Below are 20,218 nucleotides of genomic sequence, written 5' to 3'. Positions count from 1 at the left end.
GTATCAACTTTTTGGCGTTGATTTTTGGCACGCTGTTGAGTTCTCAAGGAACGGACGCTTCCTTTGTACTCACCCTCTCGGGCTTTCCTCCGGGCTTCGTTCTGTTCTGTTCTTGCGTTTCAGACTCTATCAGAGTCTGTCTCGCTTGTTTCCCGCCTTCCAGGTCATCCGCTTTCGCGTTTTCCCTTTCCGGCGATTCCAACTCTACCAGATCATTTCCGTGTCGTTTCCGACTTGGATTTGAATTGGATGGCCATTGGAGAGCCATTCCCTTTCGGGCGAGCCAGACTTTATCAGGTTTCCCTGCTCTGGAATCCCACCCGCCCGCATCGACATGGCCGGGCACACGTGTGTGCCGGGGGGTCGTGCGAGGTGGAGACGTAAACGTACTGGAGCGGGGCCCCCGGATGCAAATCCGGTTGCCCCGCTCCGGCGTGGTCGCTACGGCGAGGGTCAGACCTCGACGACGACCGGGAGGATCATCGGGCGGCGGCGGTAGCCGTCCGAGACCCACTTGCCCATCGTGCGACGGATGAGCTGCTGGATCTGGTGCGGCTCTGCCACGCCGTCCGCGGCGGCGCGGGCGATGGCTTCCTCGATCTTCGGCAGGACGGAGGCGAACGCCGAGTCCTCGATGCCGGAGCCGCGGGCCTGGATGTTCGGGCCGCTGACGATCTTGCCAGTGGTGCTGTCCACCACGACGTAGACCGAGATGATGCCCTCGTCGCCGAGGATCTTGCGGTCCTTGAGGTGGGCTTCGGTGACGTCGCCGACCGAGAGGCCGTCCACGTAGACGTAGCCGGCCTGGACCTTGCCCGAGATGCGGGCCTTGCCGTCGATGAGGTCGACGACTACGCCGTCCTCGGCGATGACGATGCGGTCCTTCGGTACGCCCGTCAGGGCGCCGAGCTCGGCGTTGGCGCGCAGGTGGCGCCACTCGCCGTGGACCGGCATCAGGTTCCGCGGCTTGCAGATGTTGTAGAAGTACAGCAGCTCGCCGGCGGAGGCGTGGCCGGAGACGTGCACCTTGGCGTTGCCCTTGTGCACGACGTTGGCGCCCCAGCGGGTCAGGCCGTTGATCACGCGGTACACCGCGTTCTCGTTGCCCGGGATGAGCGACGAGGCCAGGATGACCGTGTCGCCCGGGACGATCCGGATCTGGTGGTCGCGGTTCGCCATGCGGGACAGGGCCGCCATCGGCTCGCCCTGCGAACCGGTGCAGACCAGGACGACCTCGTGGGGCGGCAGGTCGTCGAGGGTCTTGACGTCCACGACCAGGCCGGCCGGAACCTTCAGGTAGCCCAGGTCGCGGGCGATGCCCATGTTGCGGACCATCGAGCGGCCGACGAAGGCGACCCTGCGGCCGTACTCGTGCGCGGCGTCGAGGATCTGCTGGATGCGGTGCACGTGGCTCGCGAAGCTCGCCACGATGATCCGGTTGTTGGCGTTGGCGAACACCGTGCGCAGGACGTTCGAGATCTCGCGCTCGGGCGGGACGAAGCCCGGGACCTCGGCGTTCGTCGAGTCCGAGAGGAGGAGGTCGATGCCCTCTTCGCTCAGACGCGCGAAGGCGTGCAGGTCGGTGAGGCGGTTGTCCAGCGGGAGCTGGTCCATCTTGAAGTCACCGGTGCACACGACCATGCCGGCGCCGGTGCGGATGGCCACGGCCAGGGCGTCCGGAATGGAGTGGTTGACCGCGACGAACTCGCAGTCGAAGGGGCCGAGGTTCTCGCGCTCGCCTTCCTTCACCTCGAGGGTGTAGGGGCGGATGCGGTGCTCCTGGAGCTTGGCCTCGATGAGCGCCAGCGTCAGCTTGGAGCCGATCAGCGGGATGTCCGGCTTCTCCCGGAGGAGGTAGGGGACGGCGCCGATGTGGTCCTCGTGGCCGTGCGTGAGGACGATGCCCTCGATGTCGTCGAGGCGATCCCGGATGGACGAGAAGTCCGGCAGGATCAGGTCGATGCCCGGCTGCTCCTCTTCGGGGAAGAGGACGCCGCAGTCGACGATGAGCAGGCGGCCGTCGAACTCGAAGACGGTCATGTTGCGGCCGATCTCACCGAGCCCGCCCAGGGGGGTGACCCGGAGGCCGCCCTTGGGGAGCTTCGGCGGCGGACCCAGTTCAGGATGCGGATGGCTCAAAAGGTTCTCCTTCACCACGCGCGGCCACGTACCCGTCGAGGCACGTGGCGCGCATGTCATTCGTGCACTTGCTGTCGTCTTGTGTGGTTCTGCTTATTCAGTTGTGAAGTCTGGTGTCAGAGCTGTACCCCGCCGGCGGCAAGATCGATCTTGAGCTGTGCCGTCTCTTCGGCGGTCAGCTCGACGAGCGGGAGGCGCAGCGGGCCCGCGGGCAGGCCCTGCAGGTTCAGTGCGCCCTTGGTGGTGATCACACCCTGGGTGCGGAACATGCCGGTGAAGACGGGGAGCAGCTTCTGGTGGATCTCGGTGGCCTTCTGGACGTCGCCGCCCAGGTGGGCCTCGAGCATCTCGCGGAGCTCGGGAGAGACCACGTGACCGACCACGGAGACGAAGCCGACCGCGCCGACCGACAGGAGCGGCAGGTTCAGCATGTCGTCACCGGAGTACCACGCCAGGCCGCTCTGTGCGATGGCCCAGCTGGCGCGTCCGAGGTCGCCCTTGGCGTCCTTGTTGGCAACGATACGGGGGTGCTCGGCCAGCCGGACGAGTGTTTCCGTATTGATCGGGACACCGCTGCGGCCCGGGATGTCGTAGAGCATGACCGGGAGCTCGGTGGCGTCGGCGATCGCCGTGAAGTGCCGGAAGAGGCCCTCCTGCGGCGGCTTGCTGTAGTACGGGGTGACCGCGAGCAGGCCGTGGGCGCCGGTGCGCTCGGCCTGGCGGGCCAGCTCGAGGGTGTGACGGGTGTCATTGGTGCCGATGCCCGCGACCACGTGGGCCCGGTCTCCGACCGCTTCGAGTACGGCTCGTACGAGGTCGTTTTTCTCCGCGTCAGTGGTGGTCGGCGACTCACCGGTGGTGCCGTTGATGATCAGGCCGTCGTTGCCTGCATCCACCAAGTGGACGGCGAGCTGCTGCGCGCCGTCGAGGTCAAGTGCGCCATCCGCCGTAAACGGCGTGATCATGGCGGTGAGGACCCGCCCGAAGGGGGTCTGCGGAGTCGAGATCGGAGCCATGGGTAACACGCTACTCGCTGCCATGCTCGCGGTGTCCCCTCGGGGGACGTGATGAGGGTGTTGGAGCCCGGCACTGCCTGCTCGGGGGTTCAAGCAGTGCCGGGTCCGTTTGATCAGCCTAGATGAACTTTACGAAACGTGGCAATACGGACACTTCAGACTTGTTCCGTACATCCGTGCGGAACCAGGCGATCGGGGCATACGGGGTATCGCGGCGGACAGGCCCGAACGGGGTGCGGACCCGCCGGGCCCGAGGGCGTCGGAGCTGACGCCGCGCCATAAAATTTGGTTAATGTCCCGGAAATCGGCACCGATCGGGCCTTTCGCGCGTCCTACTTGGTAGGACATCCGCCCGTCCTGACCCCACAGCCCCCAGGGCTCCGACCGTGAGGAGAGTCGTCCCCCATGTTCCGCCGGCGCGAACCCGTCCCGTTCGCCTTCGTCGCCGAGGCCGACCGATTCCGCAGCAACGTCACTCCGCCGCCGCGCGAGAGTCTGAGCAAGACCCAGTTCGCCGCCCGTAGTCTGGTCGGACTGACCGTCGTCGCGGGGCTCGTCGGATCCCTGCTCTTCGGCATCCCCGCACTGCAGCCGAGCCACGCACCAGCGAAGTCGCAGCAGTCGGAGGCCTCCGAGGGGCGGTAGCCTCACGGGCACAGCCCAACCGAACGTGCATGTGAGTGAGGTCCTGCCGTGCCCCTGCCCTTCCTGACGGCCGACGGCGCATTCGACGCGCACGACACCGGGGAGACGCTCCCCTACGAAGACCCCGACCGCTGGCGCCGCCCCTACCGCCCGGGGCCCTGGCGCGTGGCCATCGCCGCCGTCATGCTGCTGGTCGGCTCGTTCATGCTGTTCGCCACCGTGATCATCGTGGCCGCCGGCACCTGGGCGGGCGCCCTGGGCGGCCTGCTCGCCTCGCTCGCCGTGATCGGCTCCGCCCTGCGCCTGCTGCGCACGGGGGTCTGGGTGAGCCCCAAGGGGCTGCGCGTGGCCGGATTCTTCACGACCCGGTCCATCCCCTGGAACCAGGTCGGCGAGGTCCGCACGGTCCAGCAGCCCGTGCGCTGGCTCGGACTCCCGAGGACCGTGCAGGGCCAGGCCCTGACGGTGGCCGCGCGCGGCGGCTCCGAGCTGCCGGTCCTGCTGACCGACCACAGCGCCGATTTCCTGTCGCGGACCGAGGCCTTCGACCGGGCCGCCGGCTCGGTGGAGGCCTGGGCCGACGAGTACCGGGCCGTGCCGGCCTGAGCCGTCCCGCCCCACCGCCCCACCCGCCCCTGAGGGGGCGCGTCACCCGCACGGGAAGCCCGTACAGGCTCAGGCTTGTACGGGCTTTCCGTCGTGCAGGGAGATGGCCCTCTGCATGGCCTTGCGGGCCCGCGGGGTGTCGCGGGCGTCGTGGTAGGCGATGGCGAGGCGGAACCAGCTGCGCCAGTCCCCCGGGGCGTCCTCCGTCTCGGCCTTGCGGCGCGCGAAGACCTCGTCGGCCGAGTCCCGCAGGATCCGGCCGTACTTGTCCCGCTCCAGCTCGTCCACGGGCAGCCCGCCCTCGGCCTCCAGCTCGGCTCCGAGCTGGTTGGCCCGGGTGACGAACTGGGTGTTCTTCCAGAGGAACCAGACGCCGATGACCGGCAGGATCAGCACGGCCACCCCGAAGGTGACCGTGAGCCAGGTCCCGTGCCGGATCAGCATCAGGCCCCGGCTGCCGACCAGGACGAAGTACACGACCAGGACCGCGGCCGTGAGGAAGTAGAGGATCTTCGCGCGCATGGGTGCAGCCGCCTGCTCGTCAGCCGAGTTCGAGGAAGTTTTCCAGGCCGAAGGTGAGGCCCGGGGTCTGCGTCACGCGGCGCGCACCGAGCAGGATGCCCGGCATGAAGCTGCTGTGGTGCAGGGAGTCGTGACGGATGGTCAGGGTCTCGCCCTCGCCGCCGAGGAGTACCTCCTGATGGGCCAGCAGTCCGCGCAGGCGGATCGCGTGCACCGGGACGCCGTCGACGTCCGCACCGCGCGCGCCGTCGAGGGCGGTGGCGGTGGCGTCGGGCTGCGCGCCGAGGCCGGCCTCGGCGCGGGCGGCCGCGATGAGCTGCGCCGTACGGGTCGCCGTGCCGGAGGGGGCGTCGACCTTGTTCGGGTGGTGCAGCTCGACGACCTCGACGGACTCGAAGTAGCGGGCGGCCTGGGCGGCGAACTTCATCGTGAGGACGGCGCCGATGGAGAAGTTCGGCGCGATGAGCACACCGGTCGCCGGGGAGGCGGCGAGCCAGGTGTTCAGCCGGGCGAGGCGGTCCTCGGTCCAGCCGGTGGTGCCGACCACTCCGTGGATGCCGTGGTGGACGAGGAACTCCAGGTTCTCCATCACCGAGGCGGGGGTGGTCAGCTCGACCGCGACCTGGGCACCGGCCTCGGCCAGCGTCTCCAGCTTGTCTCCGCGGCCGAGTGCGGCCACCAGTTCCATGTCCTCGGCGGCCTCGACGGCCTTGACCGCCTCGGAGCCGATGCGGCCCTGGGCGCCGAGAACTGCCACGCGCAGCTTGCTCATGTCATTCCTTAAAGTGCGTACGGACCCGGGCCCTGTCCCGGGGCCCGGGCAACGTGCTCCCGGGGTTCGCCCGGCTAGGCGACGGCCTCGTCCAGACGGGCCGCCTGCTTCTCCTTCAGCGGACCGATCACCGCGAGCGAGGGCCGCTGGGCCAGGACGTCCTGCGCGACCGAGCGCACCTCGTCCGGGGTGACGGCCGCGATCCGGGCCAGCAGGTCGTCGACCGACATCTGGTCGCCCCAGCACAGCTCGCTCTTGCCGATGCGGTTCATGATCGCGCCGGTGTCCTCCAGGCCGAGGACGGTGGAGCCGGACAGCTGGCCGACGGCCCGCCGGATCTCCTCGTCGGTGATCCCGTCGGAGGCGACCTTGTCCAGCTCGTCCCGGCAGATCCGCAGGACGTCGTGGACCTGGTTGGGGCGGCAGCCGGCGTAGACGCCGAAGAGGCCGGTGTCGGCGAAGCCCGAGGTGTACGAGTACACGCTGTAGGCGAGGCCGCGCTTCTCCCGGACCTCCTGGAAGAGGCGGGAGGACATGCCGCCGCCGAGCGCGGTGTTCAGTACGCCGAGCGCCCAGCGCCGCTCGTCGGTGCGGGCCAGGGCCGGCATGCCGAGGACCACGTGGGCCTGCTCGGTCTTGCGGTTGACCAGCTCCACGCGGCCGGAGGTGCGGATCCGCTTGGTGCCGGAGCGCGGACCGACCGGTTCGGCGTCGGTGCGGGTCAGGGCGCCGGCCTTCTCGAAGGCCGCGCGGACCTGGCGTACGACCTTGTTGTGGTCGACGTTGCCCGCGGCCGCCACGACCAGGTGGGTGGGGTCGTAGTGCTTCTTGTAGAAGCGGCGGATCCGGTCGGCGGTGAGCGCGTTGATCGTGTCGACGGTGCCGAGGACGGGGCGCCCGAGCGGGGTGTCCCCGTACATGGTCTGGGCGAACAGGTCGTGGACCATGTCGCCCGGGTCGTCCTCGGTCATCGCGATCTCTTCGAGGATGACTCCGCGCTCGGCGTCGACATCGGATTCGAGGATCAGCGAGCCGGTGAGCATGTCGCACACGACGTCGATGGCCAGCGGCAGGTCGGTGTCGAGGACCCGCGCGTAGTAGCAGGTGTACTCCTTCGCCGTGAAGGCGTTCATCTCTCCGCCGACCGCGTCGATCGCGGAGGAGATGTCGAGGGCACTGCGCTTCTCGGTGCCCTTGAAGAGGAGGTGTTCCAGGTAGTGCGTGGCGCCGTTCAGCGAAGGCGTCTCGTCCCGGGAGCCGACGTGTGCCCAGATCCCGAAGGTGGCGGAGCGGACGGACGGCAGCGTCTCGGTGACGACGCGCAGTCCGCCGGGGAGGACCGTGCGCCGGACGGTGCCGATGCCGTTCGCGCCCTTGAGCAGTGTTTGGGTACGGGCGACGGCCCGCCCCTCCGAAGAGGGGCGGGCCGTCACACGGGAACTACGCGACGTCACTTGTCGGAGTCGTCCTTGTCAGCGTCGTCGCCGGCGGCCTCGCCGTCGATCACGGGGACCAGGGAGAGCTTGCCGCGCGAGTCGATCTCGGCGATCTCGACCTGGACCTTGGTGCCGACCGCGAGCACGTCCTCGACGTTCTCCACGCGCTTGCCACCGGCGAGCTTGCGGATCTGCGAGATGTGCAGCAGGCCGTCCTTGCCGGGCATGAGGGAGACGAAGGCACCGAAGGTGGTGGTCTTGACGACCGTACCCAGGTACCGCTCGCCGACCTCCGGCATGGTCGGGTTGGCGATCTGGTTGATCGTGGCGCGGGCGGCCTCGGCGGCCGGACCGTCGGCGGCACCGATGTAGATGGTGCCGTCGTCCTCGATCGTGATCTCGGCGCCGGTGTCCTCCTGGATCTGGTTGATCATCTTGCCCTTGGGGCCGATGACCTCACCGATCTTGTCCACCGGGATCTTGACGGTGATGATCCGGGGGGCGAACGGGGACATGGCGTCCGGCGTGTCGATCGCTTCCATCATCACGTCGAGGATGTGGAGGCGGGCGTCGCGGGCCTGCTTGAGGGCGGCGGCCAGAACCGAGGCCGGGATGCCGTCGAGCTTGGTGTCCAGCTGGAGCGCGGTGACGAACTCCTTGGTGCCGGCGACCTTGAAGTCCATGTCGCCGAAGGCGTCCTCCGCACCGAGGATGTCGGTGAGGGCGACGTAGTGGGTCTTGCCGTCGATCTCCTGCGAGATCAGGCCCATGGCGATGCCGGCGACGGGGGCCTTGAGGGGCACACCGGCGTTCAGCAGCGACATGGTGGAGGCGCAGACCGAGCCCATGGACGTCGAACCGTTGGAGCCGAGGGCCTCGGACACCTGACGGATCGCGTAGGGGAACTCCTCGCGCGTCGGGAGGACCGGCACGATCGCACGCTCGGCGAGCGCGCCGTGGCCGATCTCGCGGCGCTTCGGCGAACCGACGCGGCCGGTCTCGCCGACCGAGTACGGCGGGAAGTTGTAGTTGTGCATGTAGCGCTTGCGGGTCACCGGGGAGAGGGTGTCCAGCTGCTGCTCCATGCGGAGCATGTTGAGGGTGGTGACGCCCAGGATCTGGGTCTCGCCACGCTCGAACAGCGCCGAGCCGTGCACGCGCGGGATGGCCTCGACCTCGGCGGCGAGGGTACGGATGTCCGTGATCCCGCGGCCGTCGATCCGGACCTTGTCCTTGATGACGCGCTCGCGGACCAGGGCCTTGGTGAGGCTGCGGTACGCGGCGGAGATCTCCTTCTCGCGGCCTTCGAAGGCCGGGAGGAGCTTCTCGGCGGCGATCTCCTTGACGCGGTCCAGCTCGGCCTCGCGGTCCTGCTTGCCCGCGATGGTCAGCGCCTGGGAGAGCTCGCCCTTGACCGCGGCCGAGAGGGCCTCGTAGACGTCGTCCTGGTAGTCCAGGAAGACCGGGAACTCGCCCTCGGGCTTGGCGGCCTTGGCCGCCAGGTCCGCCTGGGCCTTGCAGAGGACCTTGATGAAGGGCTTCGAGGCGTCGAGGCCGGCGGCCACGACCTCCTCGGTCGGCGCCTCGGCGCCGCCCTTGACCAGGGCGATGGTCTTCTCGGTGGCCTCGGCCTCGACCATCATGATCGCGACGTCGCCGTCCTCGAGCACGCGGCCCGCGACGACCATGTCGAAGACGGCGTCCTCGAGCTCGGTGTGCGTCGGGAAGGCAACCCACTGGCCGCGGATCAGCGCGACGCGGACGCCGCCGATCGGGCCGGAGAAGGGCAGGCCGGCCAGCTGGGTGGACGCGGAGGCGGCGTTGATCGCCACGACGTCGTACAGGTGGTCGGGGTTGAGCGCCATGATCGTCGCGACGACCTGGATCTCGTTGCGCAGGCCCTTCTTGAAGGACGGGCGCAGCGGGCGGTCGATCAGGCGACAGGTGAGGATCGCGTCCTCGGAGGGGCGGCCCTCGCGGCGGAAGAAGGAACCGGGGATCTTGCCGGCCGCGTACTGGCGCTCCTCGACGTCCACCGTGAGGGGGAAGAAGTCGAGCTGGTCCTTGGGCTTCTTCGACGCGGTGGTGGCGGAAAGCACCATCGTGTCGTCGTCCAGGTAGGCAACGGCGGAGCCGGCGGCCTGGCGGGCCAGACGGCCCGTCTCGAAGCGGATGGTGCGGGTGCCGAAGGAACCGTTGTCAATGACGGCCTCGGCGTAGTGGGTCTCGTTCTCCACTAGCGTTTTCTCCATTTTCGTCGTCTCCGTCCGCCACCCGTGTGGTGGTGGACGGTTGCGGAGAAGCGCTCCTGGCGTGCGGGCCGGTCTTCGATCGAAGCAGCCGGGCGAAGCCCCGTACGGGCTTTCCGGATGCCACTACCGAGGACCGGCGGCGTGGGAGGGCGCTCCTCCTCTTCAGTTGTGCAGTCGTGCGCGTCTCGCGACGCGGACGCTTCCAGACTACAAAGCGTCCGGTACGTCGCGCACGTACAGCAAAGGGAGCGGCCCACTCAATGTGGGAACCGCTCCCTTCACAGCGTCTTTACTTGGCGCCGGCCGCACCGCGGCGGATGCCGAGGCGCTCGACCAGCGTACGGAAGCGCTGGATGTCCTTCTTGGCCAGGTACTGCAGCAGGCGGCGACGCTGGCCGACCAGGATCAGCAGACCACGACGGGAGTGGTGGTCGTGCTTGTGGGACTTCAGGTGCTCGGTCAGGTCCGAGATGCGGCGGGACAGCATCGCGACCTGGACCTCGGGGGAGCCGGTGTCGCCCTCCTTGGCACCAAACTCTGCGATGAGCTGCTTCTTGACTGCGGCGTCGAGCGGCACGCGTACTCCTTGTAATAGGTCTACATAGCCACCGAGTGCCCCAGGTCGAATTCTCTGGGGATCTTCCGTAACTCGGGAGGCGGGGTCCGCTGAGCGCAGCCCCGGAGCGATCCGGAGGCGCGTACACAAGCGGCCGTCACACAGCGTACCAGGCTGCCGCTGACCCTCGTCTCAGCTGGTGAGAGAGCGGGCCCGGGCGTAGACGTCGAGCACGGCCAGGGCCAGCGGGACCAGGCTGAGCAGGACCGCCGCCTCGGTGAGGTCGAGCAGCCGCCCCCAGAAGGGTGACAGACCCTTGCGGGGAATGACCAATGCAATTCCGGCGAGGAGGGCGCCGCCGGCGGCGACGGCGGCGGAGAGCCAGAGCGTACGGATCTCCAGGCCGCTGTGGTCCCCGTACAAGGCGAGCTCCTTGAGCAGGGCCAGCGGCGGGTGCATGGCGAGGCCCAGGACGAGCAGGCCCAGGGCGGCGAAGCCGGCCACGAGGGTGCAGGCGACCTGGGAGGTGTAGCGGAAGAGGCGGGCGCGCAGCAGCATCGCGAGCCCGGTGGCCAGGGCCAGGAGCCGGGCCCAGGTGTTGTCCGAGAAGCCGAGCACGGCGGCCGCGCCGACGGCGACGGCGGCGCAGCCGCCGACGAGGCCGAGGAGCATCTCGTGGCCGCGGCGGGCCTGGGCGGCGATGGCCTCGGCGTCGAGGGGCGCGCCGGAGTCGTGCCCGTCGGTGGCGGAGCGCTCGCCGTACTCGTTGTAGGGGTCGCTCTCGTAGCGGTCCGGGGCCTCGTACTCGGCGGTGGCGCTCTGCGGGGCGGCGTAGCCGATGGGGAGGCGGGCGAAGCGGGCGGAGAGGCCGGGGAGGAAGGCGACGAGGCCGATGGCGGCGGGGGCGCAGACGGCGGCGGCGGAGGTCGCTCCGGCGTCGGCGGCGATCGCGGCGAAGGTGGCCAGGGTCCCGGTGGCGGCGAGGAAGGTCGTCGCCACGAAGGGGGCGTCGCCGTCGGGGGTGAGCGCGACGAGAGCGACGGAGGCGACGAGCACGCAGACGCAGCCGAGGAGGAACTGGAGCCGTCCGGGGCCCTGGCCGGCGGCGGGGGCGATGATGCCGGCGCCGGCGAGCAGCAGGTGCGGTACGGCGGCGAGGCCGAGGGCGACGGCGGAGCCGCGGTCGCGGTAGACCCGGGCGCGGACGCCCGCGGCGGCGGTGAGGAGCAGGCCGACGGAGCCGGCGATGATGCCGGGCAGTCCGTGCACGTCGTGCAGGACGGGGTCGGCGTACCAGAGGACGAAGCCGAGCAGGACGAAGAGGACGGCGGCGCCGGTCAGGCCCGCGCCGCGCAGCATGTCGTCGCTCCAGCGGTGGCGGTCGCGCACCACGGCGGCGGCGACGGCGTCGGAGACGTCGTCGAAGACGGCGGGCGGCAGGGATTCCGCGAAGGGGCGCAGGCTCAGCACTTCGCCGTCGAGGACCTGCTGGGCCGCGAGGGTGCGGGCGCCGTCGAGGACGGTGCCGCTGCGCAGGACCAGGTGGAAGCCGGTGGGTGCGCCGACCGGCTGGGTCTGGCCGGTGAGGCGCAGCAGCTCGGGGTAGATGTCGGCGACGGCGATGTCCTCGGGGAGGGCGACGTCTATGCGGCTGTCGGGAGCCACGACGGTGACCCTGCGGAAGCCGGTCGCCTCGGCGGTGTTCACCTGATGCCCCCCGGTGGGTGTGTGCGTGGGTGTGGGTGTGCGTGTGCGTCGGCGGCGGTGGTCCGACCGCCGGTGCGCGGCCGATTCGCGGATGCGCATGCCGCGCGCGCCACCCTACCGGGAGGCCCGGCGACTGTCGGCAAGTAGGATCACCTCTCTGCGGAGGAGACCCCCTTCGCGCCCGGGACTTGAGGGCGCCGGTTGCGACGTCCCGTCTGTTTTCGAGGGATTGATGCTCCGGTGAGCCAGATCGTCGTCAAACGTCCGCCGCGGTCGCTGCCGCCGGAAGTGCCTTCGGACGAACTGAGGCTGGAGGCACCGCCGGAACTTCCCCGGGGGCAGCAGGAGGGCGTGCTGATGCAGCTCCTCCCGATGCTCGGGATGGGCTCGTCGGCCGTCTTCTTCTTCATGCCGGGCGCCGCGCCGTTCATGCGCATCATGGGCGTGCTGATGATGGTGTCGACGGTGGGCATGCTGGTGGCCCAGCTGGTGCGGCACCGGCGCGGTACGCAAGGGCAAATGGCCGATATCCGGCGGGACTACCTCAAGTACCTGGCGCAAACCCGCCGTCAGGTACGGAGGACCGCACGGGCCCAACGCGACGCGCAGCTCTATCTGCACCCGGCTCCGGAGCAGTTGTGGTCGGTGGTGGCGGAGGGCTCGCGGCTGTGGGAGCGGCGGGTCGGCGATGCGGACTTCGGGCAGGCCCGGCTGGGGCTGGGCGCGCAGCGCCTGGCGACCCCGCTGGTGGCTCCGGACACGGCGCCGGTGGACGAGCTGGAGCCGCTGGCGGCGGGCGCGATGCAGCGTTTCCTGCGGGTGCACTCCTCGCTGGACGGGCTGCCGATGGCGGTGTCGTTGCGGGCGTTCTACCACGTGACGGTCTCCGGGGAGCCGGAGTCGGCGCGAGGCACCGCGCGGGCGCTGGTGGCCCAGCTGGCGACGCTGCACTCCCCCGAGGACCTGATGGTGGCCGTGGTGGCGGCGCCCGGTTCGGTGGCGGAATGGGACTGGGTGAAGTGGCTGCCGCACACCCAGGTTCCGGGTCAGATCGACGGGGCCGGCACGAAGCGGCTGTTCGGCGACGACCTCGGTGAGCTGGAGGGGCTGCTCGCCTCCCGGCTGGAGGGGCGGCCCCGGTTCAGCCGGGAGGGCTCCCCCGTGCTGGACCAGCCGCACGTGGTCCTCGTACTGGACTCGGGTTCCCGCGGGGGTCTGGTGCCGGCGGAGTCGGTGTTCGCGGCGGCCGAGGGGTTGCAGGGGGTCACCGTCGTCGAGGTGGTGGCGGGCGAGCTGGACGAGGCGCGCGGCGGGCTGTCGGTCGTGGTGCGGCCGGGCCGGCTGCGGCTGGAGTCCGGTGCGGGCTTCGCCTACGAGGGGCTGCCGGACAGCCTGTCGCTACCGGCGGCCGAGGCGCTGGCCCGGCAGCTGGCGCCGCTGCGGACGGGTGGCGGGGACGAGGACGAGCCGCTGCTGGCCAACCTGGACTTCACCGACCTGCTGAACCTGGGCGACGCGGCCGCCGTGGACGTGGCCCGGACCTGGCGGCCGCGCTCCGCCGGCGAGCGGCTGCGCGTGCCGATCGGGGTGGGCGAGGACGGTTCCCCGGTGATGCTGGACCTGAAGGAGGCCGCGCAGGAGGGCATGGGCCCGCACGGTCTGTGCGTGGGCGCGACCGGTTCGGGCAAGTCGGAGCTGCTGCGCACGCTGGTGCTGGGGCTGGCCGTCACGCACACCTCGGAGACGCTCAACTTCGTGCTCGCCGACTTCAAGGGCGGTGCCACCTTCACCGGGATGGGGCAGATGCCGCACGTGGCGGCGGTCATCACCAACCTGGCGGACGACCTCACGCTCGTGGACCGCATGGGCGACTCGATCCGCGGCGAACTGCAGCGCCGCCAGGAGCTGCTGCGCTCGGCGGGCAACTACGCGAACATCCACGACTACGAGAAGGCGCGGGCGGCGGGTGCTCCGCTGGAGCCGCTGGCCTCGCTGGTGCTGGTCATCGACGAGTTCTCCGAGCTGCTGACCGCGAAGCCGGACTTCATCGACATGTTCATCCAGATCGGCCGCATCGGCCGGTCGCTGGGCGTGCACCTGCTGCTGGCCTCGCAGCGGCTGGAGGAGGGCAAGCTGCGCGGGCTGGACACGTACCTCTCGTACCGGATCGGTCTGCGGACCTTCTCGGCGGCGGAGTCGCGGACCGCGATCGGCGTGCCGGACGCCTACCACCTGCCGTCGGTGCCCGGTTCGGGCTACTTGAAGTTCGGTACGGACGAGATGACGCGCTTCAAGGCCGCGTACGTCTCGGGCACCTACCGCTCGGGCGGGCCGGACCTGTCGGTCGGGCTGTTCCCGGTGGAGCGGCGTCCCGTGCTGTTCACGGCGGCGCCGGTGCCCGTGGTGTACGCGGCTCCGGACCCGGCGTACCTGTCGGCGCGGGCCGAGCAGGAGGCGCGGGCCGGGGACGACGCGCTGGCGGACACGGTGCTGGACGTGATCGTGGGACGGCTGGAGGGGCAGGGGGTGCCGGCGCACCAGGTGTGGCTGCCGCCGCTGGACCAGGCTCCGCCGCTGGACCAGTTGCTGCCGGCGCTGGCTCCGAGTGCGGAGCGCGGGCTGCATGCGGAGGGGTACACGCGGCCGGGCGGGCTGGTGGTGCCGCTCGGGCTGATCGACAAGCCCTTCGAGCAGCGGCGCGAGGTGCTGTACCGGGACTTCTCGGGTGCGGCGGGCCACATGATGGTGGTCGGCGGTCCGCAGTCGGGCAAGTCCACGCTGATGCGGACGCTGGTCTCCTCCTTCGCGCTGACGCACACCCCGCGCGAGGTGCAGTTCTACGGGCTGGACTTCGGCGGCGGCGGTCTGTCCTCGCTGGCGGAACTGCCGCACGTGGGCGGGATCGCCTCCCGGCTGGACCCGGAGCGGGTGCGGCGCACGGTCGCGGAGGTGGCCGGAGTGCTGCGCCGGCGCGAGGAGTTCTTCCGCGCGAACGGCATCGACTCGATCGGCACCTACCGGCGCCGGCGGGCCGCGGGCGAGCTGCCCGGGGAGGCCTGGGGTGACGTGTTCCTGGTCATCGACGGCTGGGGCGGTTTCCGGGGCGAGTACGAGGCCCTGGAGCAGGTCGTCACGGACATCGCGTCCCGCGGACTGGGATACGGCATCCACGTGGTGATCACGGTCGCCCGGTACATGGAGGTCCGGGCCGCGCTGAAGGACCAGATCCTCAGCCGGCTGGAGCTGCGCCTCGGCGATGTCATGGACTCCGAGTTCGACCGCAAGGTGGCGGCGAACGTTCCGACGGGGATGCCGGGCCGCGGTCAGGTCGCGGAGAAGCTGCACTTCCTGGGCGCGCTGCCGCGGGTCGACGGCTCGCACGCGGCGGAGGACCTGTCGGAGGCCACGGCCGCGTTCGTGGACGCGGTGAAGCAGAACTGGACGGGCCAGGCGGCCCCCGGGGTGCGGCTGCTGCCGCGGCTGCTCCACGCGGACCAGCTCCCGAAGGGCGCGGAGTACCCGGAGCGCGGGATCGCGATCGGCATCGACGAGACCGAACTGGAGCCGGTGTTCGTCGACTTCGAGACCGACCCCTTCCTCCTGGTGTTCGGCGAGAGCGAGTCGGGCAAGACGAACCTGCTGCGGCTCATCGCGCAGCGGATCGCGGAGCGCTACGGCCCGGACCGGGCCCGGCTGGTGGTCGGCGACTACCGGCGCGGCCTGCTCGGCGCGCTGCCGGAGGAGCACCTGCTGGAGTACGCGCCGATGGCGAGTTCCCTGCAGATGCACATGGAGGCGCTGGCCGGGGTGTTCGCCCGCCGTCAGCCCCCGCAGGACGTCACTCCGCAGCAGTTGCGCGACCGCAGCTGGTGGACGGGCCCGGACGTGTTCATCATCATCGACGACTTCGACCTGGTGGCCACGAGCCAGGGCAATCCGCTGGCGCAGCTGGTGGAGTTCCTGCCGTTCGCCCGCGACACCGGGGTCCGCTTCATCATCGCGCGCAGTTCCGCGGGGGCCTCGCGGGCGCTGTACGAGCCGTTCATGCAGCGGATCAAGGAGCTGGGCGCGCAGGGCGTCGTCCTGTCCGGCGATCCGTCCGAGGGGGATCTGGTCGGCAACGTGCGGCCGCGGCCCATGCCCCAGGGCCGGGCCTCCTTCGTCTCGCGCAAGCGCGGGACCTCGCTGATCCAGATCGGGCGGATGCCGGGGCTGTAGGGCGGGGACGGCGGGCGGGGCGCGGAGGGCGGCCGGGAGGGTTCCGGAAAGCTCCCCGCGCACGGCCGGCCGGCGTCGATAATCGGCGGGGAACCGCACCACCGAAGGAGAGGCCGCGCATGGGCACTCAGCAGGAGAAGGACGAGCTGTACGGGCTCGACATCAGCGGCGTCGAGTGGGAGGGCCCGCCCGGGACCTCTCCCGACGAGGAGCGGGTCGAGATCGCCCGGCTGCCCGAGGGGGCGGTGGCGATGCGGTCCTCGCTGGACCGGGACACGGTGCTGCGCTACACCGCCGCCGAGTGGGAGGCGTTCGTACTCGGCGCCAGGGACGGGGAGTTCGACCTGGACCGGGACCCGCGCTAGGGATGGCCGCTCCGGGGTCCGTACGGCTCCCGGGGACGGAGGAAGGGGCGCGCCCGGTGCGGGCGCGCCCCTTCTCCTCGTGCTTCGCCGTGCCCGTCGGTGCCCGGTCCGGCGGCGCTGCGCGGCGCCTCGGGCCTAGTAGGCCTCGGTGAACAGGCGCGAGGCCTTCACGTCGGTGGCGCGGTAGTCGTTCTTGCCGCGCTCGATCAGGTCCGCGACCAGGCGCAGCTGGGCGCGCATGTGGTCGGCCTTGGCGTTGTACTTGCGCTGCAGCTCGACGTACTGGAGGTGCGCCTCGCCGTCCCAGGTGTCGGTGACGACCGTCAGGGCGGCGCCCATCTCGTCGAGGTCCTTCTTGATGTTGTCCGAAACGATGCGGATGCGGTCCGCCATCATCTGGACGCTCTCGTACCGGACCTTGGTGTGCCCGTCGTTCGCGGTCATGCTCTTCTCCTTCGCACGGGGCGGGGCAGGTGGGTGGGGAAGCGGATCGGGTCCCGCCGGTCAGATCCCGTTGAGGGCGGAGGTGTTGCCGCCGCCGCCGGCGGACTTGACCGACTGGAACGCCGAGACCACGTCGTCGTCCTGCGCGTTGCTCAGGTTCTTCGTCTGCCCGACCGCGTTGTGCAGGACGCCGAGCAGCCGGCGGATCTCGTCGTGGTCCTCGTTGACGACGGTCTGCGCGGAGGTGAACCCCGACGCACCCACACCGGTCCAGCCCGCACTGACGGTGGCCAGGATGTCCGCCAGCTCCCGGGACTGCCGGGTGACGCTGTCGGCGGTCTCCGAAATCTTGTTCAGTGCCTGCTTTACCGGGTCATCAGCGAGTCCGAAATTGTTGGTCATCCGAAGCTCCTCATCTCTCAATTCGCCAGACAGAACCGGCGGACCGCGCGGCGGAGCGGTGCTTCGAGGAGGCGGTTTTCAGCCACGCGCCCCCGGATCCCCTCCGCTTCACACACCATCCCCGATCACAGTCGTGAAGCCTCCGATCACTGTAGTCAGTTGATCGGCCTTACCCAACACAGCCCTTTGGGATCTGTTGATGAACCGTGACCGTTCACTGCAAACGGCGCCGTCGGTTCCGTGCGTCCCGGACCACCGTGGCGGTCCCGGCGATCACGGCGATGAGCAGGCCGCCGATCCCCAGCGCGTACGTGCCCAGCCGTTCGTCGCGTTCGCGCGCCGTCTCGGTCGTCTGCATCGCGGCCGGTTCCGGGGCCGCCGCGGGGGGCGGCCCGGGGTCCGGTACGGGGGCCTTGGGGGGCTCCGCCCCCGCGGCGGACTGGGTGAGCGCGCGGACCGGGTCGACCACGCCCCAGCCCACGTAGTCGTCGTGGCCGTTGACGGAGCGCTCCGCGGTGTTCTGGAGCTGCCAGATCACTTCCTGCGCCGTCCACTGCGGGTGCTTGGCGCGCAGCAGGGCGGCGACCCCGGCGACGTAGGGGGCGGAGAAGCTGGTGCCGTTGTCCACGCACTGCCCGAAACCGGGGACGGTGGAGACCATGTCGACCCCGGGAGCCGCGATCCCGATGAAGGAGCCGGGCTGGGAGAAGGCGGCGCGCTCGTTGTTGCGGTCCGAGGAGCCCACGGCCAGGACGCCCGGGAAGGCCGCCGGGTAGGTGGCGCGCTTCTTCCCGGTCAGGCCCTCGTTGCCCGCCGAGGCGACGACGACCACGTTGGCCTCCACGGCCTTCTTGACGGCCTGGCCGAGCTTGGAGTCCTGGGTCATCGCCACCTCGGTGTCCTGCGAGATGTTGATGACCTGGGCGCCCTTGGACACCGCGTGCGCGATGGCCTCGCTCAGGGTCTCGGCGTTGCCGTTGCCCTGCCCGTCGTTCTGCCGGATCGGGATGATCGTGGCCTCGGGGGCGAGCCCGACGAAGCCGGTGCCGGGCTTCGGGCGGGCCGCGATCAGCCCGGCGACCTTGGTGCCGTGCCCGACGGTGTCCGCGGTGCCGTCGCCCTTGGGGTCGAGGAAGTCGCGGCCGGCTCCGATGTCGAGGGCGTCGCTGAGCTGCGGGTTGACCCGGTCGACGCCGGTGTCGATGACGGCCACGCGGACGCTCTTGCCGTCCTTGGAGCGGCCCTTGGTGTCCGCCCACAGCTCATCGAGCAGCAGCCGCTGCAGCGCCCAGGGCCGGTCCTCTATCTGCTTCTTCATCGGGAAGGTGCACTCGCCGGCGCCCGCGAGGCGCAGGGGGTACGGGGTCTCGCGCGCGCTCCCGTACGAGGACTGCGGCGCGGCCCCCAGGGTGAGGGCGGCGGCCGCCAGCAGGGCGGCGAGGGCGGGCCTCGCCGTGCTGCGCACGGGGGCGGGCTTCACCGGGCCGCCCATCACGAACCCTGGGGCTGGCGGGCGGAGTTGCTGTCGAGGCGGGGCCCCTTGGAGAGGAACTCCGACCAGGCGATGGGCACCGTCACCGGGACCACGTCCGCGTAGCCGAGCCGGGCCTGGGCCTGGCTGGGCGCGGGGCGGCCGTCGGAGGTGGCCGGCCCGCCCTGGCCGGGGCTCGCGCCCGGTCCGGGTGAGGGCTGGGCCGCGTCGCTGTCGCCGTTGGCCTGGACGGCGTACCGCAGGCCGGTGTCGGTGACCAGGAAGAGCGCGCCGCCCGCGGTGGTCTGGCGGCCCTGCGTCTGGGTGTAGAGGAGGCCGGTGCCCGGAGTGACGTAGGCGCTCGTGCCGGAGGCGGTGATGTCGACGGGGAAGCCCGTGCCCGCCCAGGTGCTCAGCGTCTGGCGGCCCTGGGCGTCGACCGAGCGCAGCACGCTGCACACGGTGTCGCGGGCACCGTCCGCGGCGGTGGCTCCGGTGGCACGGACCTCGTTGATCCGGTCGGTCTTCTCCTGCGGCCACTTCGCGTCGCCCCGGAAGGGCGTGCGGTCCGGGTTGATGGACTGGAGGTCCACCTCGTGGGGCTTGCCGTGCATGTCCAGCCGGTCGGTGGCGGGCGAGGAGATCATCAGCCAGGCGACGAAGTCGGAGACGGGGAGCACCTTGCCGGGCACCACCAGGTAGTGCTGCGCACCGGCTCCGGTCACGGCCTTCAGCACCATGCCGACCTTGTCGTCGGTGCTGGCCAGGCCCTTGACCCCGGCGGCCGTGCCGGCCTTGCCGCCCGGCAGCTCGGGGAAGGCCAGGTCGTCGCCGGAGCCGAGGGTGGCCAGCCACTCGTCGGTGACCGGCTGCGGGACGGCGCTGCCGCCGACGAGGGCGTTGGTCATGGTGCGCGCGTCCGCGGTGCCCTCGGGGAACTTGTACTTCGTGCCCGCCGCATCGACGAGGTAGCGGGCCCTGCCCGGGCCGTTGCTCTGGACGTACAGGGCCTGGGAGTCGGAGAGCCGGCGCCCGTCGTCCATCAGGTGCGCCTCGCGGTCGGCCAGGACGAAGGCGGCCGTCTGCACGCCCTTGCCGTTGCCGCCGGGCTGCTGGCAGACGGCCCAGCGCTTGGCCTTGCCCGCCTCGGCGGGGGCGGGCAGCCGGTCGGGGGCGTAGGGGATGCCGATGATGGGGCCGCGCGGGAGCTTGCCCGCGTCCAGCACCTTGTCCTCGACCTGGACGACCTTGGCCTTGTTCGGGTCGAGCAGCAGGCGCGCGGAGGCGAGGTTGAGCACGGGGTGCAGGCGGGTCTGGTCCTTGCCGTCGACCTTGGTGGTCAGGACGACGTAGCGGGTCGTCGAGTCCTTGCCGACGATGACGTGGTCGCCGGGGGTGTCCCAGCCCTTGGGGGCCGTCGGCTTGAACATGCCCCAGGCGCCGAAGGCGGCGAGGACGAGCGCCGCGGTGATCACACCGGGCAGGACGGCGCGCAACGGCCGTGGAGCACCCTCCTCCGAGCCGCTCGCGGAAGGCTGAAGGAACGCGGCCACCGTGCGTCGCTTCGCAAAGGTGTACGCGTTGAGCTCGTCACGTCGTGAGGCCATGGCCGCCTGATTCTCCCCGCACGGCCCGGTCGGTGGGTACGGTCTCCGGGCCTCTATTGT

General features: G+C 70.7%; 17 protein-coding genes. 5 read left to right on the top strand and 12 right to left on the bottom strand.

Annotated elements, in window-relative coordinates; translation table 11 throughout:
- A partial coding sequence (locus ACIA8F_RS18890) for a hypothetical protein (protein ID WP_399380032.1) occupies positions 1-244 on the top strand: 244 nt, incomplete at its 5' end.
- Between the two features lie 209 nt (positions 245-453).
- Here ACIA8F_RS18890 and ACIA8F_RS18885 read toward each other — a convergent pair.
- Positions 454-2,139 carry a ribonuclease J gene (locus ACIA8F_RS18885; protein WP_399380031.1) on the bottom strand — a complete coding sequence of 562 codons (1,686 nt, stop codon included), beginning with the start codon at positions 2,137-2,139 and terminating at the stop codon, positions 454-456.
- 116 nt (positions 2,140-2,255) lie between these two features.
- Positions 2,256-3,155 (bottom strand): 4-hydroxy-tetrahydrodipicolinate synthase, encoded by a 900-nt coding sequence (dapA, locus tag ACIA8F_RS18880; RefSeq protein WP_266904008.1) that lies wholly within the window; start codon positions 3,153-3,155, stop codon positions 2,256-2,258.
- A 405-nt stretch (positions 3,156-3,560) separates the two neighbouring features.
- Between dapA and ACIA8F_RS18875 the strand changes: the two genes are divergently transcribed.
- Together ACIA8F_RS18875 and ACIA8F_RS18870 are read left to right on the top strand one after the other, a co-directional pair.
- Entirely contained in the window at positions 3,561-3,800 is a 240-nt protein-coding gene (locus tag ACIA8F_RS18875) for a hypothetical protein (protein WP_399380029.1), read from the top strand.
- Positions 3,801-3,848: 48 nt separating this feature from the next.
- Positions 3,849-4,406: a PH domain-containing protein gene (locus ACIA8F_RS18870; protein ID WP_399380027.1), complete on the top strand. Its 558-nt coding sequence runs from the start codon at positions 3,849-3,851 to the stop codon at positions 4,404-4,406.
- A gap of 69 nt (positions 4,407-4,475) precedes the next feature.
- Here ACIA8F_RS18870 and ACIA8F_RS18865 read toward each other — a convergent pair whose 3' ends face one another.
- The 6 genes from ACIA8F_RS18865 to eccD form a co-directional block, all read right to left on the bottom strand.
- Entirely contained in the window at positions 4,476-4,928 is a 453-nt protein-coding gene (locus ACIA8F_RS18865) for a hypothetical protein (protein ID WP_399380025.1), read from the bottom strand.
- A gap of 19 nt (positions 4,929-4,947) precedes the next feature.
- Positions 4,948-5,700: a 4-hydroxy-tetrahydrodipicolinate reductase gene (gene dapB / locus ACIA8F_RS18860; protein WP_399380024.1), complete on the bottom strand. Its 753-nt coding sequence runs from the start codon at positions 5,698-5,700 to the stop codon at positions 4,948-4,950.
- A gap of 74 nt (positions 5,701-5,774) precedes the next feature.
- The gene (locus ACIA8F_RS18855) at positions 5,775-7,154 is read right to left on the bottom strand and encodes a M16 family metallopeptidase (RefSeq protein WP_385370530.1); all 1,380 of its coding nucleotides are present in this window, start codon (positions 7,152-7,154) and stop codon (positions 5,775-5,777) included.
- Complete coding sequence (locus ACIA8F_RS18850) at positions 7,151-9,373, bottom strand: polyribonucleotide nucleotidyltransferase (RefSeq protein WP_385370554.1); 2,223 nt, start codon at positions 9,371-9,373, stop codon at positions 7,151-7,153. The genes ACIA8F_RS18855 and ACIA8F_RS18850 overlap by 4 nt, the downstream gene beginning before the upstream one ends.
- Before the next feature lie 304 nt (positions 9,374-9,677).
- On the bottom strand, positions 9,678-9,965 hold the full coding sequence (rpsO, locus tag ACIA8F_RS18845; protein WP_243337509.1) for a 30S ribosomal protein S15: 288 nt from the start codon (positions 9,963-9,965) through the stop codon (positions 9,678-9,680).
- A 171-nt stretch (positions 9,966-10,136) separates the two neighbouring features.
- Positions 10,137-11,651, bottom strand: coding sequence for a type VII secretion integral membrane protein EccD (eccD, locus tag ACIA8F_RS18840; RefSeq protein ID WP_399380022.1), 1,515 nt, complete (start codon positions 11,649-11,651; stop codon positions 10,137-10,139).
- Positions 11,652-11,891: 240 nt separating this feature from the next.
- On the opposite strand from eccD, the gene eccCa reads away from it, so the two are divergent.
- The gene (eccCa, locus tag ACIA8F_RS18835) at positions 11,892-15,869 is read left to right on the top strand and encodes a type VII secretion protein EccCa (RefSeq protein WP_399380021.1); all 3,978 of its coding nucleotides are present in this window, start codon (positions 11,892-11,894) and stop codon (positions 15,867-15,869) included.
- A gap of 119 nt (positions 15,870-15,988) precedes the next feature.
- On the top strand, positions 15,989-16,234 hold the full coding sequence (locus ACIA8F_RS18830) for a DUF397 domain-containing protein (protein WP_254385841.1): 246 nt from the start codon (positions 15,989-15,991) through the stop codon (positions 16,232-16,234).
- A gap of 135 nt (positions 16,235-16,369) precedes the next feature.
- Here ACIA8F_RS18830 and ACIA8F_RS18825 read toward each other — a convergent pair whose 3' ends face one another.
- From ACIA8F_RS18825 to eccB, 4 genes are all read right to left on the bottom strand, one after another.
- Entirely contained in the window at positions 16,370-16,678 is a 309-nt protein-coding gene (locus tag ACIA8F_RS18825) for a WXG100 family type VII secretion target (protein ID WP_399380019.1), read from the bottom strand.
- A 60-nt stretch (positions 16,679-16,738) separates the two neighbouring features.
- Entirely contained in the window at positions 16,739-17,080 is a 342-nt protein-coding gene (locus tag ACIA8F_RS18820) for a WXG100 family type VII secretion target (protein WP_399380017.1), read from the bottom strand.
- Positions 17,081-17,294: 214 nt separating this feature from the next.
- Positions 17,295-18,572 (bottom strand): type VII secretion-associated serine protease mycosin, encoded by a 1,278-nt coding sequence (gene mycP, locus ACIA8F_RS18815; RefSeq protein ID WP_399380015.1) that lies wholly within the window; start codon positions 18,570-18,572, stop codon positions 17,295-17,297.
- The gene (eccB, locus tag ACIA8F_RS18810) at positions 18,572-20,158 is read right to left on the bottom strand and encodes a type VII secretion protein EccB (protein WP_399380013.1); all 1,587 of its coding nucleotides are present in this window, start codon (positions 20,156-20,158) and stop codon (positions 18,572-18,574) included. The genes mycP and eccB overlap by 1 nt, the downstream gene beginning before the upstream one ends.
- Positions 20,159-20,218: the final 60 nt, after the last annotated feature.

The sequence above is a fragment of the Streptomyces sp. NPDC051563 genome (assembly GCF_044454225.1).
GTDB lineage: Bacteria > Actinomycetota > Actinomycetes > Streptomycetales > Streptomycetaceae > Streptomyces.
The sequence above is the reverse complement of the archived record's forward strand: the minus strand, read 5'-3'. Positions and strand labels throughout refer to the sequence as shown.

Bases quoted from the DNA above. Each gene is read 5' to 3' on its own strand.
- dapA (WP_266904008.1), bottom strand. From the start codon at position 3,155: ATGGCTCCGATCTCGACTCCGCAGACCCCCTTCGGGCGGGTCCTCACC.
- ACIA8F_RS18875 (WP_399380029.1), top strand. From the start codon at position 3,561: ATGTTCCGCCGGCGCGAACCCGTCCCGTTCGCCTTCGTCGCCGAGGCC.
- ACIA8F_RS18865 (WP_399380025.1), bottom strand. From the start codon at position 4,928: ATGCGCGCGAAGATCCTCTACTTCCTCACGGCCGCGGTCCTGGTCGTG.
- dapB (WP_399380024.1), bottom strand. From the start codon at position 5,700: ATGAGCAAGCTGCGCGTGGCAGTTCTCGGCGCCCAGGGCCGCATCGGC.
- ACIA8F_RS18830 (WP_254385841.1), top strand. From the start codon at position 15,989: ATGGGCACTCAGCAGGAGAAGGACGAGCTGTACGGGCTCGACATCAGC.
- ACIA8F_RS18825 (WP_399380019.1), bottom strand. From the start codon at position 16,678: ATGACCGCGAACGACGGGCACACCAAGGTCCGGTACGAGAGCGTCCAG.
- ACIA8F_RS18820 (WP_399380017.1), bottom strand. From the start codon at position 17,080: ATGACCAACAATTTCGGACTCGCTGATGACCCGGTAAAGCAGGCACTG.
- mycP (WP_399380015.1), bottom strand. From the start codon at position 18,572: ATGGGCGGCCCGGTGAAGCCCGCCCCCGTGCGCAGCACGGCGAGGCCC.
- eccB (WP_399380013.1), bottom strand. From the start codon at position 20,158: ATGGCCTCACGACGTGACGAGCTCAACGCGTACACCTTTGCGAAGCGA.